At 63.2% G+C, this 13,331-nt stretch carries 16 protein-coding genes; 4 read left to right on the top strand and 12 right to left on the bottom strand.

Translation table 11 applies throughout. The features are described 5' to 3' along the window. Window positions 1-65: 65 nt before the first annotated feature. Complete coding sequence (locus WS57_RS34810; RefSeq protein WP_059516480.1) at window positions 66-584, bottom strand: hypothetical protein; 519 nt, start codon at window positions 582-584, stop codon at window positions 66-68. A gap of 12 nt (window positions 585-596) precedes the next feature. After that, window positions 597-923: a hypothetical protein gene (locus WS57_RS34805; RefSeq protein WP_059516482.1), complete on the bottom strand. Its 327-nt coding sequence runs from the start codon at window positions 921-923 to the stop codon at window positions 597-599. Between the two features lie 451 nt (window positions 924-1,374). Here WS57_RS34805 and WS57_RS36640 point away from each other — a divergent pair, with 451 nt between their 5' ends. Continuing rightward, window positions 1,375-2,550, top strand: a complete 1,176-nt coding sequence (locus tag WS57_RS36640; protein ID WP_081056784.1) for a hypothetical protein — start codon at window positions 1,375-1,377, stop codon at window positions 2,548-2,550. A gap of 347 nt (window positions 2,551-2,897) precedes the next feature. Beyond that, window positions 2,898-3,137 carry a hypothetical protein gene (locus tag WS57_RS34795; protein WP_081056785.1) on the top strand — a complete coding sequence of 80 codons (240 nt, stop codon included), beginning with the start codon at window positions 2,898-2,900 and terminating at the stop codon, window positions 3,135-3,137. Window positions 3,138-3,337: 200 nt separating this feature from the next. Here the strand turns inward: WS57_RS34795 and WS57_RS34790 are convergent, their stop codons facing one another. Both WS57_RS34790 and WS57_RS34785 read right to left on the bottom strand, forming a co-directional pair. Beyond that, on the bottom strand, window positions 3,338-3,760 hold the full coding sequence (locus WS57_RS34790; protein WP_059516487.1) for a type II toxin-antitoxin system VapC family toxin: 423 nt from the start codon (window positions 3,758-3,760) through the stop codon (window positions 3,338-3,340). Further along, entirely contained in the window at window positions 3,751-4,005 is a 255-nt protein-coding gene (locus tag WS57_RS34785) for a type II toxin-antitoxin system Phd/YefM family antitoxin (protein WP_059516489.1), read from the bottom strand. The genes WS57_RS34790 and WS57_RS34785 overlap by 10 nt, the downstream gene beginning before the upstream one ends. A 136-nt stretch (window positions 4,006-4,141) precedes the next feature. Here WS57_RS34785 and WS57_RS34780 point away from each other — a divergent pair, with 136 nt between their 5' ends. Both WS57_RS34780 and WS57_RS34775 read left to right on the top strand, forming a co-directional pair. Next, window positions 4,142-5,458 carry a DUF6402 family protein gene (locus tag WS57_RS34780; RefSeq protein ID WP_230945554.1) on the top strand — a complete coding sequence of 439 codons (1,317 nt, stop codon included), beginning with the start codon at window positions 4,142-4,144 and terminating at the stop codon, window positions 5,456-5,458. After that, window positions 5,428-6,108 carry a hypothetical protein gene (locus WS57_RS34775; protein ID WP_059516491.1) on the top strand — a complete coding sequence of 227 codons (681 nt, stop codon included), beginning with the start codon at window positions 5,428-5,430 and terminating at the stop codon, window positions 6,106-6,108. The genes WS57_RS34780 and WS57_RS34775 overlap by 31 nt, the downstream gene beginning before the upstream one ends. A 211-nt stretch (window positions 6,109-6,319) precedes the next feature. On the opposite strand, the gene WS57_RS34770 is transcribed toward WS57_RS34775, so the two are convergent. The 8 genes from WS57_RS34770 to WS57_RS37880 all read right to left on the bottom strand — a co-directional run bounded on the left by WS57_RS34770 (window position 6,320) and on the right by WS57_RS37880 (window position 13,331). Then, the gene (locus WS57_RS34770) at window positions 6,320-7,405 is read right to left on the bottom strand and encodes a hypothetical protein (protein ID WP_059516493.1); all 1,086 of its coding nucleotides are present in this window, start codon (window positions 7,403-7,405) and stop codon (window positions 6,320-6,322) included. A 30-nt stretch (window positions 7,406-7,435) separates the two neighbouring features. Then, entirely contained in the window at window positions 7,436-7,777 is a 342-nt protein-coding gene (locus tag WS57_RS34765) for a hypothetical protein (protein ID WP_059516495.1), read from the bottom strand. Further along, the gene (locus WS57_RS34760) at window positions 7,770-8,480 is read right to left on the bottom strand and encodes a hypothetical protein (RefSeq protein WP_081056795.1); all 711 of its coding nucleotides are present in this window, start codon (window positions 8,478-8,480) and stop codon (window positions 7,770-7,772) included. The genes WS57_RS34765 and WS57_RS34760 overlap by 8 nt, the downstream gene beginning before the upstream one ends. Window positions 8,481-8,679: 199 nt before the next feature. Beyond that, window positions 8,680-8,973: a hypothetical protein gene (locus WS57_RS34755; RefSeq protein WP_059516497.1), complete on the bottom strand. Its 294-nt coding sequence runs from the start codon at window positions 8,971-8,973 to the stop codon at window positions 8,680-8,682. Next, entirely contained in the window at window positions 8,970-9,551 is a 582-nt protein-coding gene (locus WS57_RS34750; protein ID WP_059516499.1) for an abortive infection family protein, read from the bottom strand. Before WS57_RS34750 ends, WS57_RS34755 begins: the two co-directional genes overlap by 4 nt. Then, a complete protein-coding gene (locus WS57_RS37790; RefSeq protein WP_081056786.1) occupies window positions 9,536-9,787 on the bottom strand; it encodes a hypothetical protein in 252 nt (83 codons plus the stop codon). Before WS57_RS37790 ends, WS57_RS34750 begins: the two co-directional genes overlap by 16 nt. Before the next feature lie 527 nt (window positions 9,788-10,314). After that, window positions 10,315-12,648 (bottom strand): site-specific integrase, encoded by a 2,334-nt coding sequence (locus WS57_RS34745; protein WP_257786282.1) that lies wholly within the window; start codon window positions 12,646-12,648, stop codon window positions 10,315-10,317. Continuing rightward, entirely contained in the window at window positions 12,645-13,331 is a 687-nt protein-coding gene (locus tag WS57_RS37880) for a hypothetical protein (protein WP_059516503.1), read from the bottom strand. Before WS57_RS37880 ends, WS57_RS34745 begins: the two co-directional genes overlap by 4 nt.

The following is a 13,331-nucleotide window of genomic DNA, read 5'->3' as shown; positions in this document are numbered from 1 at the left end:
ACGGAATTTTTCGCGAATCTCAAAAAAGGTTAATGGTATTAAATTGAATTACATCGCAGTCCTGCTTATTCTGCCGTGCGATAGTAAATAACGTCTGCCTGCTTGAAAGGCCGATACGCCGCGTGATATCTGAATACCTCATGGTCGAGTTCGTTAAAGAAAGTGGCGACTGTGGGATCCAAGGGTTTGCCATCCTCCGCATCAAGCGTCTCGAGGTTGCTTGGAATGCCGTACGGGGAAATCGGCTGCACATAGACATGCAGACGCGCTGCAAACCCAAGAAGAGCGAGAATCTCGCGCATACAGACCCCGTCTAGCAAGACCCTCCCGGTGCGGGACAGCGCATCCTGAAGCGCGCGCGACACGTCATCCGTTCGCAATGCCTTGACGTACTCCCGCTGATCGCGCACCACGAAGTTATCGAGTTCCAATCCGATCGCGCCGAGCCTCTCGCAAAGTTGAACCCGGGCTGTCGATTTGCCCGCCAGCGGACACCCGTCAATAGCGATGAGCCCCGTTGGCGCCTGCCGAATGATTGCTTCAAGCGCATCCAACGAACGCGCTTCGATGCGCAGCTGGTTCATCGCGGCCGCTCCTCAGAACAAGCTCATTTGACGCGGGTCTCGTTCCGGTACCTTCGTCGGCATCACGTCCTTTGTCGCCCTGCGCATGCGCGCGATCAACGGAACGCCCACGCCGTCTACGGTCAACCCGAAGCCATATGCCTCGATGTCGTCACGCTTCAGCTTTGGAACGGGCTCCCATGTCGGTTTCCAGCCGAGCCTCGCGGTACGAGCGAGCAGTTGACGCTTCGTCAAACCCGGCACGCAGCCTGCAACGAACTGGGCGAGCGGCTTCGGCACCCATTCAGGTGGGAAACTCGGTGGGAGTGCGAATGAAACCAGCAACAACGTCGTCGTCATCCCAATCTCCGTATCGGGAACTGCTCAAGAAACAATATGTAGTACTTTATTCTTGTACTACGCAAACGACAACCCAGTCGTCTACCGCGGATACGGTGCCTTGCGTGATCTCTATTGGCGGTAATTTCGCCAATGTGTCGACTCGCAGCACAACGGCCCATACCGCTAGCAGAGGCAAACGCTTGTAAACGTACAACGTGGTCTGTATACTGACGTTGCGCCTGAAACAACAGGCGCCGGGTTTGGCGACCCGAACAGTTAATGCGCACAGCCGCGTCCAGTGGCTTTTTGTGCGGAATGCCTTTGCACGCTGATGTCTATGGGCGGGCCTGGGCGGGGAGACCTTCGGGTCTGCCGGTGTCATTAGCTGCCGGTTCGCCAACCCCGCTCTGCGCCCGCTCACCCCGTTTGGCGACGGGGCGCGGGCCGACTCTAGCTAATGAGGCCGCACATGCAAAGCCACGCTTCCTACCGGCGTATCGCGCCGCACTCTTACCTTGCATACCTGATTGCACTGACCCTCGCGCTCGGAGCAACTGGCACGTCCGCGTGGATTTCGATCGTCGCCGGCATCGAGCGCGGTGGCACGTCTGCAGAGCGTGCCGCATGGGCCGCCGTCGCGCTCGTGGTATTGCTCGCCGCTCACCTACTTCCGGCCTTGACGCGCGGCGAGCCGCTACACATAAAATTGCCCGCAATGGTTCTGTGGCTGGTGTGCCTCGTCGGTACGGGATATGGACATGCAACCTTCTTTTTGGCGGCCCAGCAACACGCCGGCGCGCAACGCGCAGGCGCCATCGAGTCGACTTCCCCCAGCGAATCGACGCAGTCCATATCGGGACGGCCGAGGGATGTCATCGCGCGAGATCAGGCGCGCGTGACTCAGCTCCTCGCCAACGCACGCGCCGAAACTTGCCGCACCCGGTGTGCTGAGTTACGCGCCCGGCGCGAAGGGCTCGCGGCACAACTGTCCGCCCTTGGCGTCGAGGCCGATCTGGCACACCGACGCGAACAGGCAGCAGACCGCGCAGCTGCCGAGCGGCAACTCTTACTCGCACGCCAAGACAAGGCCCGAATTGATCCAGTCACATCTCGGGTCGCACAGGTCTTTGCTCTTTCCCGGGACGGCGTTGATCTTGCAATAGCGCTGCTGTTCGGTTTGCTGCTCGAATGTGTCGCGTGCCTTGGTTGGCTGCAGGTGCTGCCGCGCCGTGCCATCGCATTCGACGAAGGCGATGACGCCCGTACCTTTCCGGTAGCGGCGAACCACGTCGCCGGCGAAGGCAGTACCGAACGCGTCTGCTTGGCCGCTACGAGCGAAGAAGCGAGTCATGCCAGTTCCGTGGATAACCCGAGCAGCGGGGCCGAGCTGGATCCTGCGCCGACGGTCGAATCCCTCACGACAGTTATCGAGTCTGAGGCGTTGACGTTGGCAAATGCTATCGCCGCCGGCGAGGTCCGCCCGACCGTTGCGGACATTCGTCGATACCTGCGATGCTCGCAGGCAAAGGCGGCACAACTTCGACGTATGGTGCTCGCCGCGTTGGAACCTACTACTGTCAAGCCGCGCCCGCCCCAGGCACGGCCGCGATTGGTGCATTCGGTTCCGAACGACCGAGTCGCATGAGAAAAATGGCTCAGAATATGATCGACCCCGAGTGCGGCCAGCGCCGCTCTCGGACCCGCGGCCGGTACCGGGTGACCTACGCGATCGCGCCAATTTGCGGACGCGCCGAGGTGCGTCCCGCTAACGCAAGTCTTTGCTGAATAAGCGAAAGCGATGTTTGAAACTATTCGCCGCGAAATGCAGGCGTGGGTGATGTAGGTTCGGCCCAAGCACGCATCACGGGATTGGTGGAGAAGTACGGAATTTGACCGGGAATTATATAAATTTCTCGAACTACGAGGCCCTTCAAGATGCGTCGTCGTTCCACGCTATCATCGGTCCACGGAAGTACGAAAAAAGGATATGACGTGAGTAAAGAAAAGCAGAACATCGACCAATTGGTTCACGAATGGACCGCAGAGCTGAGACGATTGGCAGGGCAGATCGCTGCGGCGAAAGGACACCCTTGCGCGATCGTGATGATCACGCCACTTGACGAGGACTACAACGACGTCGTGCCAGAGTTGATTGCCGAGGACGCAATGCGCGTCATGAATCAGGGCTGGCCGGAAGGTTTCGAGGTCGAAATCCTCAACCAGTCCGCATGATCAGTCCATGCGGCCCGAATCGAGCGCCGTGGCGACATAGGGAACGGTCAGGCAATGACTTCGATGCCATCGTTGTTTCGAATCGACGCCGGGGAACGTCTCAGGAGGTCACAAGTTCTGAATGAGATCGTCATCCTGGCATTCGGCGAGACGAGCATCGATTCGGGATTGACCGGGCAGGATGCGCGCCTCCATAGAACTTAAGTCGATGTCGACGTTTGCGGCACGCGCACGGAAAGACCAGGGAGATCCGCGAAATCCGCGACGTTCAGCGTCATCAACGCGTAGCCGTGCTCGATCGCCTGCGCCGCTATCCAGAGATCGTTGTAACGTGGCCGCGGCGAGCGCCCGGCCTGCTTCACCGCAGCAGCCAGCACGCCGAAAGCCGCCGCGGTATGGCGCGTGACGTCGAGCACCGGCCTCCGCTCGAGCTGGCGCAGATGCGCGGCACGTCGCGCGCGCTCCGCGGCGTCTGCGCACGCCTGGACGCCGAACGCCAGTTCGCCCAGGGAGATCGTCGAAATAAATACCGGCGCGTCGCCGGCGGTATCGATCACGGCGCGAGATTCGACCGTGCCGCCGGCGAGGCCGACCCACACGCAACTGTCGATGATCATGCCCACGGGTCACGCACTCCGTCTTCGAAGCCGGCGCGACTGTCGCGCAGCCAGCGGGCCGCATCCTCGGGGCCCAGGCTCACTGGCAAACCCTCGAGTGCTTGGGCCGCGCACATGGCGGGCTCAGCGGGCACCAGGCGCGCGATGACGGTCTGATTTCGTTCGACCACGACCGTTTCGCGTCGCTGCGCGACTTGGTCGAGGATCTGCCGTGTATGGCGGGCTAATTCGGTGGCGGTGATGGTCTGCATGACAACCTCCTGCGAGATGAATACGTATTATACGTATTCCACGCATTTCGTGCCACTATCATGCGGTACCACTCGCCGTTCAGCGGTCACATCCGAATCCCGCCAGGCGCGGGGATTGCAGAATCCGGCGCCGACGGTGAGCCACCAGCACCTCAGCATGATAGATTCTTCGTACGATTCGCTCGCTCATGCCGACATGCCAGACGTCAAAAAGCTCCCGTACTATCAAATGGAGTCCCGGCTTTTATACTCGGGAAAGAACTGGAAATGCTATTCCGGCGTGGTCGGGTGCGTGCCGATCGACACGCAGCAAAAAATTTCGTTCGCCAGGCGCGCACCTAACGAACCACCGCCCTCCAAGGAACCGGCAGCGGTCGGACCCAAAGCTGCCCCCGCTCCTACCCCGACGCCTGCAAAGCCTCAAGCGAAGCCCGAGCCGAGCAAAACGCCGCAGGACGCAGAACACGCGGAGAAGCTGCCAGAGTTCGACCTTCAGGACGTTCCCAAGGCGATGGATAAGATGGGCTGGCCGATGTCGGCCAAACTCGCGCGGGAATGGTTTGCGAGTCCCAACCACGCCTATAACGACGATTTTGATTCCGTACAGCCGTTCGACGCTACCACCATCTCCCTGGACTGGGTGTTGAAGTTTAGTGGGGCCGCAGCGCGGTTCAATCAACTCGTCCGGCAAGCTGTGTATACGCCGAACGCCGCCCGGGCGGCCATGAAAGTCCTGACGCCGGTGATCGAGAAAAGTTTCTCGGGTCGGCAGCTGAACGGCGCCGGAATCGTGATCGACACCGCCCCCTTTCTCAGCGATCTCCGCCAATTTCACATCGACTGGCAGTTCCAGTATCAACGTGTATCGTCCGTGGACACCCTCGACGGTACCGCGATGACGGATCTGACGGGCGCATTGGCGAACTTCAATTTCTATGCCGCCATCGCGAAGGCGACCGTGACCGGTGACCGATACTACAGATACGAGGGGAAGAACAAGGAGTTCTGCCTCGAGCCGGTCGCGCAAATCACCCACCTCTATGTCTATGTCAAGGACAGCTATTCGTTTAACGACGATTCGCCGACGAAGAGTCAGTACCTCGGACACTGGAACAAGAATGGGATGGTTCTGTCCTACTTCGCTGCGATCAATGACTTCTTCAAAGGCAGCAACTTGAACGTGGGCAACTCGACCATCGAGGAGTGGCATTACCTGCCCGACGGCAACGAAGTCAACAAGCCGATCGACAAACGAACCAGCCTTTTCCGCAAATTTCTCGCGAAGGATGTCTACTGGCCGGTGCACAACAAGACGTACCGGGACTGGCGGTCCGCGCACAATCGCGGCGGCGACTTCATGGTCTACACCAAGCCGCGGCTCATCCAGCTCGACAAGCCGATTACCCTGAAATTCGACACCGTATGCAGACCCAGCCCAGCCGAACAAAAATGAAGGCGCTCTCTCTCGTTCTCCGAACGGCGTTGGGCATAGTCGCCCTCTTCCTGGTTGCCGCGATCGCCTTTGCTTTCCTGCCCGCGTCGGTCAGCAATGGACTCGTCATTTTTTCGCTCTCGAATGTGAAGATCCTGATCCTCGGAGTCACGTCGATCCTGTTCGCACTATACGTCGTCAGGCTGCTTCGGAACGTCGACCGCTTCAGCTCGACAAAACGCGTGGTGCTCGCAATCGTCACGCTGGCATTTCTCGGCTGCTTCTACGTCGTCGGCTTTCGCGGCGTCACGACAGATGACACCGATTGCCAGCGCTACAACTACAACGACAAGCTGAATGGCGGGATCAAGCAAGTGGGCGGGAAGACCTATATCGTCAACGTATGTGGCAGTGGCCGCAGCAGCGACTCGTTCGCGGATCAGAACGAGCGAGTCAAGATCGTCGTGGCGGACGCGCAAGGATCGGCGCTTGCCACGCGATACTTTTTTGTATTTTGGGGTGGCCGCCCCGGACACGACCCGATTGAGATCCACAACGGCAGATTGTTCTATTTCGATGCCTCAGATACCTACGATGGGACGCGGTCTATCTCCTTGCCACCCACCACGTTTGACTGGATCGCCGCGAGAATTCCGGCCTGGCTCCGCTGAAAGCCCTTCGCCGGGCAGCGATAACTGAGCAACACTCATCGACGACGGCGAGAAGCACCACGATAAGGCCCATGCCGCACGCGATTGCGGCCAAGGTACTCGCCTAATGGGCCTCGCCCGCCACGTCTATACCGAACGTCACACCACCGGTAAGATGGCAATCACGCCAAGCAACGTCATGAGTATTCGCATTTTGCGCTCCTATCAACATCTAAAACCCGTACTGATCGTCGCCCCAGCGGCGCAGCACCTGGTAGTCGTGCTCGGGCAGTACGATTAATCCAGCCTCGGCTGCCTCGAGCACCCGCTCAATCTGCCCGCTAAGGACCAGGTTCCCGTGCAGACCGTAGAAATACCATGCGAAAGCGTGGCCGATGCGCGCGTCGAACTGATTCAGCCGCCCGTACAGACTGTATGCGTCCAGCTTCGAGGTGTTCCTCAGTTCAGCGATCTTGCGTGTATGCGTCCAGGCAGGGACGTATTCAAGGTGGCGACCGCTGCGCCGGTCGTCGTAGTCCTCGGTCTTGAACACCCAACGCCGGCAGATGCGCTCGCCGGCCCGGCCCGCGCTCGACGCAGCCCAGTCGTCGAAGAAACGACGGCCGCGCCACTGAGGCTCATGGTAGCCGGGCCCGAGGTCACGGACGCGGACTTCACGCGTTTCGCCTGTCTGCACGTTCGTCTCGACCATCAGGCGATCGCCGTCACGCTGCCGGCGCACGCGATACACCTCCTCGGCCAGCGCCAGGAAACGCTGCATGTCGGTGACTGCCCGCAGCCGATAGCGTGGCGCACCGACCAGACGCCGCTCGAAACTCTCGACTGGCACACTGCACTGACCGCTGCGCAGGTCGTGCTCGTCTGGCAGTCCCCAGGACAGATCGCGGGGGAACACTTCGCGCTCGACGAATTCGCGCTCTTCCCAGACCTCTATCTGCACGAAGTTTTCCTGATCGCCGCCCCGGTCGTACATGAAGTAGTGCAGCAAGGGCTCGACCTCGACCAGAAGGTAGCCGGCTTCCCTATACGCCGACCACACCGCGCGCGCCGAGCCGCCGTGGGCGGCCAGCTGCACGTCGATCCAGGCGCCGTAGTCCGCGGCGATCTCGCGGCCGTTCGCGTCGATCACGCGCGCGGGCTGCGCACCGAACTCGTCGCGCGTCTTTACGTGCCGCGCGCCGCGGAAGTCCGTGCGCGCGGCGAACGCCGTCAGCAACTCGTCGTGCTTCGGGGTTACTAGCGTCGTCGCTACGATCGTCGCGAGGACATCGGTCTGCAATTCGTATTCCTTGCGCATCCCAGGGCTCCCTTCAACTTCGCGACGGGGCTACCAGCCGATCTGCTTGGCAAGATAGTCCGGGTCAGCATGGATCCAAAGCGTATGGGGCGGCTGACCGTCGCCGGACCGAAGATGAACATCGACTCCCTTCTGTCCGCCTTTGCTTCGCGGCGAGAGTGCAACGACCTGGTCCCGCCGCAAATAGTGCGGGCCACGATCATCTTCGATACGAACAGCGATCGGCGCATCGGCGCTTACCCGGTGGTGGAGCTTGCCGGCCACAATCGCGTAGAGGTACGGGTCATCGGCGCTTACCCCAGGGAAAAGCCGCCGCGCGTCGGCAAGCTCGGACGGCGACAGCTCATGGTAGGTTTTGGTGATTTTATTCATGGCGAATGCCCCCTTCTGTTAATCGATTGGTCGCGACGGCGGGTGACGGCACCCGTTGCTCGAGATGGATCACGTTGGCGCGCGCGAAGGTGACGCGCTCGCCGATGAAGAAGCCCTGATATACCTGCCCGGCATCCGCCGCACCAACGAACTCGGTGACGAGCGCCCCGTAACCGTCCTCGTCGACCAAGCCGTCATGCACGCGATCCAGGCACACGATCGCGCGCAGTAGCGGTCCGTCAAGCGGTTGCAGCTCGACCACGTCGCCCCGCTCGATGGTGTCGCGCTGCTTGTCACGATGGGTATCCCATCCGCGGGTCGGCACGGGCGCGATCGCAAAGTCGGCGGGATGTCGCTGGCCGGCGATGCGCTGCAGTAGTTGCCAATACGCGGGCGGCATGGCGCTGTCGCCCGCTTCCCAGCGCTGGTACTGCCGCTCGGTTACGTGCAGCAGACGCGCCATCTGTCCTTGCGTACGCCGTCCGCCAAGCCGCAGGGAGCGAATATCAGCCGACGTCGGCACGGCCGGCCGGGCCACCTCTAGCGTGACGCCCCCGTCCCACTCGAGACTGGTTGCCGCGCCGCATTGGACACACGCAACGCGTTCGCCGTCATGGCTGTCGTCAGCGTAGTAAACCTTGCCGCGATGGCCGCATTCCCGGCACCGGTACACATACAGCACGCCGTCTTCGACCTTCTGCATCATTGCCCTCCCCGGCCCAACCCGACAAAATGTCGTGCTGCGATAGCGTAACACGTCATTTCGTCGTGTCAATGCCCGTTTGAAGCATGGCACCAGCGTTTCAATCCAATACAGACGATCCACATCCGGCACTCGAGTCGCATTTCCGCCGTTCCGGGTCGGCGCGCGCCGACCTTGTGGACTGCAGTCGCTCGATCCGTCACATCAAAATCCCGGCGTCCGTTAGCTGTCGCCAACTCGAGCTGACCCATTCCCGAACTTTGTTGTCCTCAAGATGAAAAACCGTGTACGCCAGGGTCACGGTGGGGCGCGCCATCGGGGTCTTGCCATACTCGTCGACCACCGACGTGGTGTTGTCGCGGAAAGCAATCAATGCGTCGTCGATTACATCCAGCAGTTGTGCCAGGTCGGCTTCGTCATCGTCACTAAGGTCGGACATGCGCCGATCTTCGACGAGCCGAGCACGCACCTGGACGAGGACAGATTTGCTCATGCCTTGAGTTCTGCAGGCAGCGACCCGTCGCTATGCTTGTGGCGATCGATCAAGAAAATCGCGGCGGCCGCGCAAGCATTTTTCGCCAACACAGCGAACGCTGCGTCGAGCGGCGCGAAATGGCTGTTCGCGCCGTGCGCGGTGCCAAAGTGTGTGCGCAGCGCGGCCGCCCCGCCGCAGATGGACATCACGCCACCTAGCAATTTCCGCAGGTCATCCTGCAGGTCTGGCAGCTTCGGGAACTCCAGACGCTTGATGCACTCTTTGAGCAACGGCGAGAGCGACTTGTCGGCGGGAAGCGGAATGCCACGCTCGATCAGGATCGCCGTGCAGACCGACTCCAGCATAGTGGTCGCCCGCGTGAGCGCGTCGGCCGTGTCCAAGTGCGTCGCATCGAGTACGGCTTGCCAATTCTTCGCCACGGCCTCACTGTTGAGCGCCGAGAGACTCGTCGCCATCTGCGACTCAATTTCGGCCGAGCCGGCCATCAGCAGGGCATCGAGTGCCGCGTTCGACTGGTCGACTTCGCCTTGCCGCCTTTTCAGCTCGGCACCGAGATTGGCTAACAGCGATTGCAACTGTGCGGGCGCCAGTAGTCGATCGAGCCACGCTTTCGAACAATTGGCCAGAGGTTTCGACAGATCGCGACGGCGACTATCCAGGCGCCAGCCACACCGAGCAAGCCGCCGGCGGTCGCGCCAATCAACGTCTGCCAGTGATCGAGGAACTCGACCCATCCACCTGGCCCGACGGCGGGCATCGGCGGGCATATCTGCGCGGCGGTGGCGGTGAATTGATAAAGGGCGGCGGTCATGGCAGCAGTCGTGGGTCTAAATGGTGGCGATCCGTGGGACGCGCTCGCCCCAACGTCAAAAAGGCCCGCCCCCTCGTGAGGGCAGGCAGAGTCAGAACAGCCTGCAGCGTGACCTTATCCGAGACGGGGCCGGTCGGCCACAGGGTTGATAGCCGCGGCCGCCAGGCCGCGCCGTTCACAGGGGGCTGCTGCCGCGCAATTGCGCGAGCAACAGCACGAGCCCGAGGGCGGAAACCGCCCAGCCTCGCCAATCATCTGGCATGGGACACCTCGCGATGCATCTGTCCGGGTCGCCCGCCGGCCAGTATCGGGACAGGTCGCGTGTCGGCCTGTTCCGTTGTATAGCTTCAGGACGCCGGCATGCGCGTCCACCGACACCAATTTCACCTGAAAGCCGCCCGGCCTCCGGATGGCCTGAACTCCTACGCGGCCCGCTCCAAATCGCGCTTACGCGGAGGCGGTTGACTGCCCCCGCCCCAGCCCCGATGCGACCCGGCGGGAGAACACGCCGTGCCCGCTGGCCGTCGTTACCAGCGCCAGCGCTCGCCAGAGACCTCCGCCCACGCCTCGCTTTCGGATCGGCAACGATGTTGCTCGGCCGTGAGCGCGATCGCAACCAACAGGTCGTCGACGCGCCGATCGAAAGCGTCTTCGTTCTCGAACGGCACCTGCAGCACGGTCATACCGTTGCGGGTCGGCGTACGCGCGAGGCCGGCCAGCACCTCACGCTCGACGCGCTCGAGCACGCGGGCGCGACCGCGCCCGCCCGGCCGCTTCGGCTCTACCCGCAGCGTCACGTGCACGTCGACCAGCTGGGCAGCGGTGGCTGCTTCCGCCCGGGCAGGCGGCGATGCAGCCGGTACGCCCAAGGCCGCAGGCGGATCCGCGCCATCGAGCGCCGCATTGAACAACGCCTCGACCGACTGGAACTGGCGTACCGCGTCGGCCTTGGTGTAGAGCGTCGTGGTCCCTAGGCTCGCGTGGCCGAGCAGCTCCTGCATGTCGCGGATGTCGGCGCCGGCGTCGAGGCCGTGGTTCGCGAAGGTGTGGCGCAGCCAGTGCGTGCTCGCGCGGCGCAGGTCGGTGGCCGCATTCGGGTACGCTAGCGCCAGTTGGTCGGCGGCCCGCGCAAAAATCCCCTTGAACAGCCGCCCGACCACGTCCGGATGCAGCGCCTCGCCGGTCACCAGGTGCGCGATCAACGGTGTGTCGGCCGGCGCGGTTTCGAGCGTCAGCGGAACCGGACGCGTGCGAAGCTGCGCGCGCAGCGCGTCGATCAGTCGCAGCGGCATCGGCACGGTGCGCGCGCGGCGGCCCTTCCCCATCACCTTCAGGCTCCACGCATCGTCGAGCGCGCCATCGAGCGCGTTGCGCGTCAGCGCGCCGGTGGTCGCCGCGGCGAGTTCGGCGCGGCGCAGCCCGGTCGCGTAGGCGAACAACAGCAGGAACGCATCGCGAGCCATCGTCGCGCTATTCGTCCCGTGGTGGCCGGCGACGGCAAACGCGGACACCGGGCGCAACACGGTCTGCAGCACGTACTGCCACTGCGCACGCGTGAGCGTGCGGCCGGTCGCATCGATCGGCACCGAGGGCGCGGCCGGCAGACCGGCGAACGGATTCACGCGCAGGTACTGTTGGCCGACCAGCCACGCGCCCATCGCATTGAGGATCCGCCGCGCGGTGTCGCGGCTGCGTTCGGACAGTGGGCCGACGAACGGCCGCCAGGCCGGATCGAACCTCTCCACGCGGCCGCGCCCGATCCAGCGCTCGGCCGGCTGTGGATCCCGCAGGAACACGTCGAGGTACTCGGCGCAGTCCGGCGTGTTCAGCGAGGACAGCGGCTTGCGCTTGACCACGATCGCCCACAGCAGCAGTCGTTCGGCTTCTCGCCGGTACGCGCGACGGGTCGCCTCGCTGCGCGCGCCGCGGATCGAAATCCAGGCGTGGACCGCCTGCAGGTCGGTGTTCAGTTCGGCCTGGTGCGCGGGCACCGGCGCGCGGTTCAGGCCGGCCGAGCCGTCGAGCGCGGCCGGCACGCGCAGCGCCTCGAGCGGCACCACATCGGCGAATGCGCCGGGCACAGGCTGCAACGCCGGGTGGCCGACGGCCAGCTGCCGGCGCGGCGTCACGGCAAGCGGCGACAGGTAGCCCAAGGTGTCCGGGTGCTGCGCGATGAAGTCGCTGATGCGCTGCGCGCCGATCTTGCCCAGGCGCGGCACCGCGCGGTACCAGCGCTGACGCCGCGCCCGCATCAGCGCGAGCAGTTCGGTGAAGGTCGTGACGCCGGCGGCCGTGAGCCGCGCGACAACGCGCGCGTCGAACCAGCCGTCGAGCGTGTGCTCGGGCTGCGGCGCCTCGACGAGACTCGCCTCCATGCGCGAGAGCGCGGCGTCCTGGCGATCGCGCAGGCGGCGATTGCGCGCGACCTTGCGATCGAGCGCCGGCGACGTCGCCGGCGGATAGGTTTCGACGTACAGCGCGACGAGCTCACGCTCGCTGTAGAACGCATCGGGATCCACCTCGGCCCGGAACACCTCGAGCGTCGGCACTTCCCGGGCGGCCACGGCGCCGGCGTGCGCGTCGCGCGGCAGACTGCCCGGCTTCAGGCGGAGCAGGTGCGCGGCGTCGACGTCGCGCGCGCGACGCGCGGCAATCGTCAGCGTATCGCGCAACGTCGCCAGCGTGCGGCGCGTGACGCGCACGTCGGTCCCGGGTATGCCGTAGTGGGCATGCAGCGTCGCCTCGTCGAGCCCCTCGAGGTATGCGCGGTACAGCGCGAAGTGGGCGGGCGTCAGGCGTCGCAGTGGCCGCGATGAATTCGCTACCTGGGTGGCGTCGCGTCGTTGAGCCAAAGCCTTCACAGGTCGCCCTCGGACTCGGCAGCTGGCAGATCAGGATGCCGGCCTGTCATTCGCGGTTCGAGTTCGGGAATCAGAGCGAGACGACCCTTCCTTTTCGCATAGCGCAGCGCCAGCTCGTCGAACCGAGCCTCGAAAGCAGCGAGATACGTTGCGGTCATCCGATACGGCTCGATACCGACCTCAGCCCGAATGGCGTTCGCCAAGCGACAGGCCTCCGAGCCGAAATAGATCGCGCGTTGGACTTCGAACTCGTACTCGTCGTCCTTGCCCGTCCAATGGTGCTGGCCAGCAACCCATGCCGTGCTTAGGCCCAGCCCCTCGCGAAAATGCCTTAGCTGGTCGATACGTTCAGCATTCAACTCCGACGCCACTGATTCCGAAGGCAATTCGAATCGCAGATGGATTGGATCCAACAGGTCGAACGCCTGCATATCGTGCGCGCGGTACTCGGGCAACGCCTGGTCGATGCCATCACAGTAGTCATCGCACTGTTTCGCGAATGCCTCGAGCGAGTACGCCGCATCGCGGTACGCAAGCACGCGGCGTTTCGCGTTCGCCGCGTCCTCGCGCTTGCGGTCGCCGCGTTTGAGCCTCCACGTCACCCAGCCGTTCACCACCGCGCTCAACACGGTACTCGACATCACGATCCCCACCACGCTGCCCACCGTCAATTCGACTGCCAT

This window comes from Burkholderia pseudomultivorans, assembly GCF_001718415.1.
GTDB classification, from domain to species: domain Bacteria; phylum Pseudomonadota; class Gammaproteobacteria; order Burkholderiales; family Burkholderiaceae; genus Burkholderia; species Burkholderia pseudomultivorans_A.
Note: the sequence above shows the minus strand (reverse complement) of the source record. Positions and strands in the feature narration are given on the sequence as shown.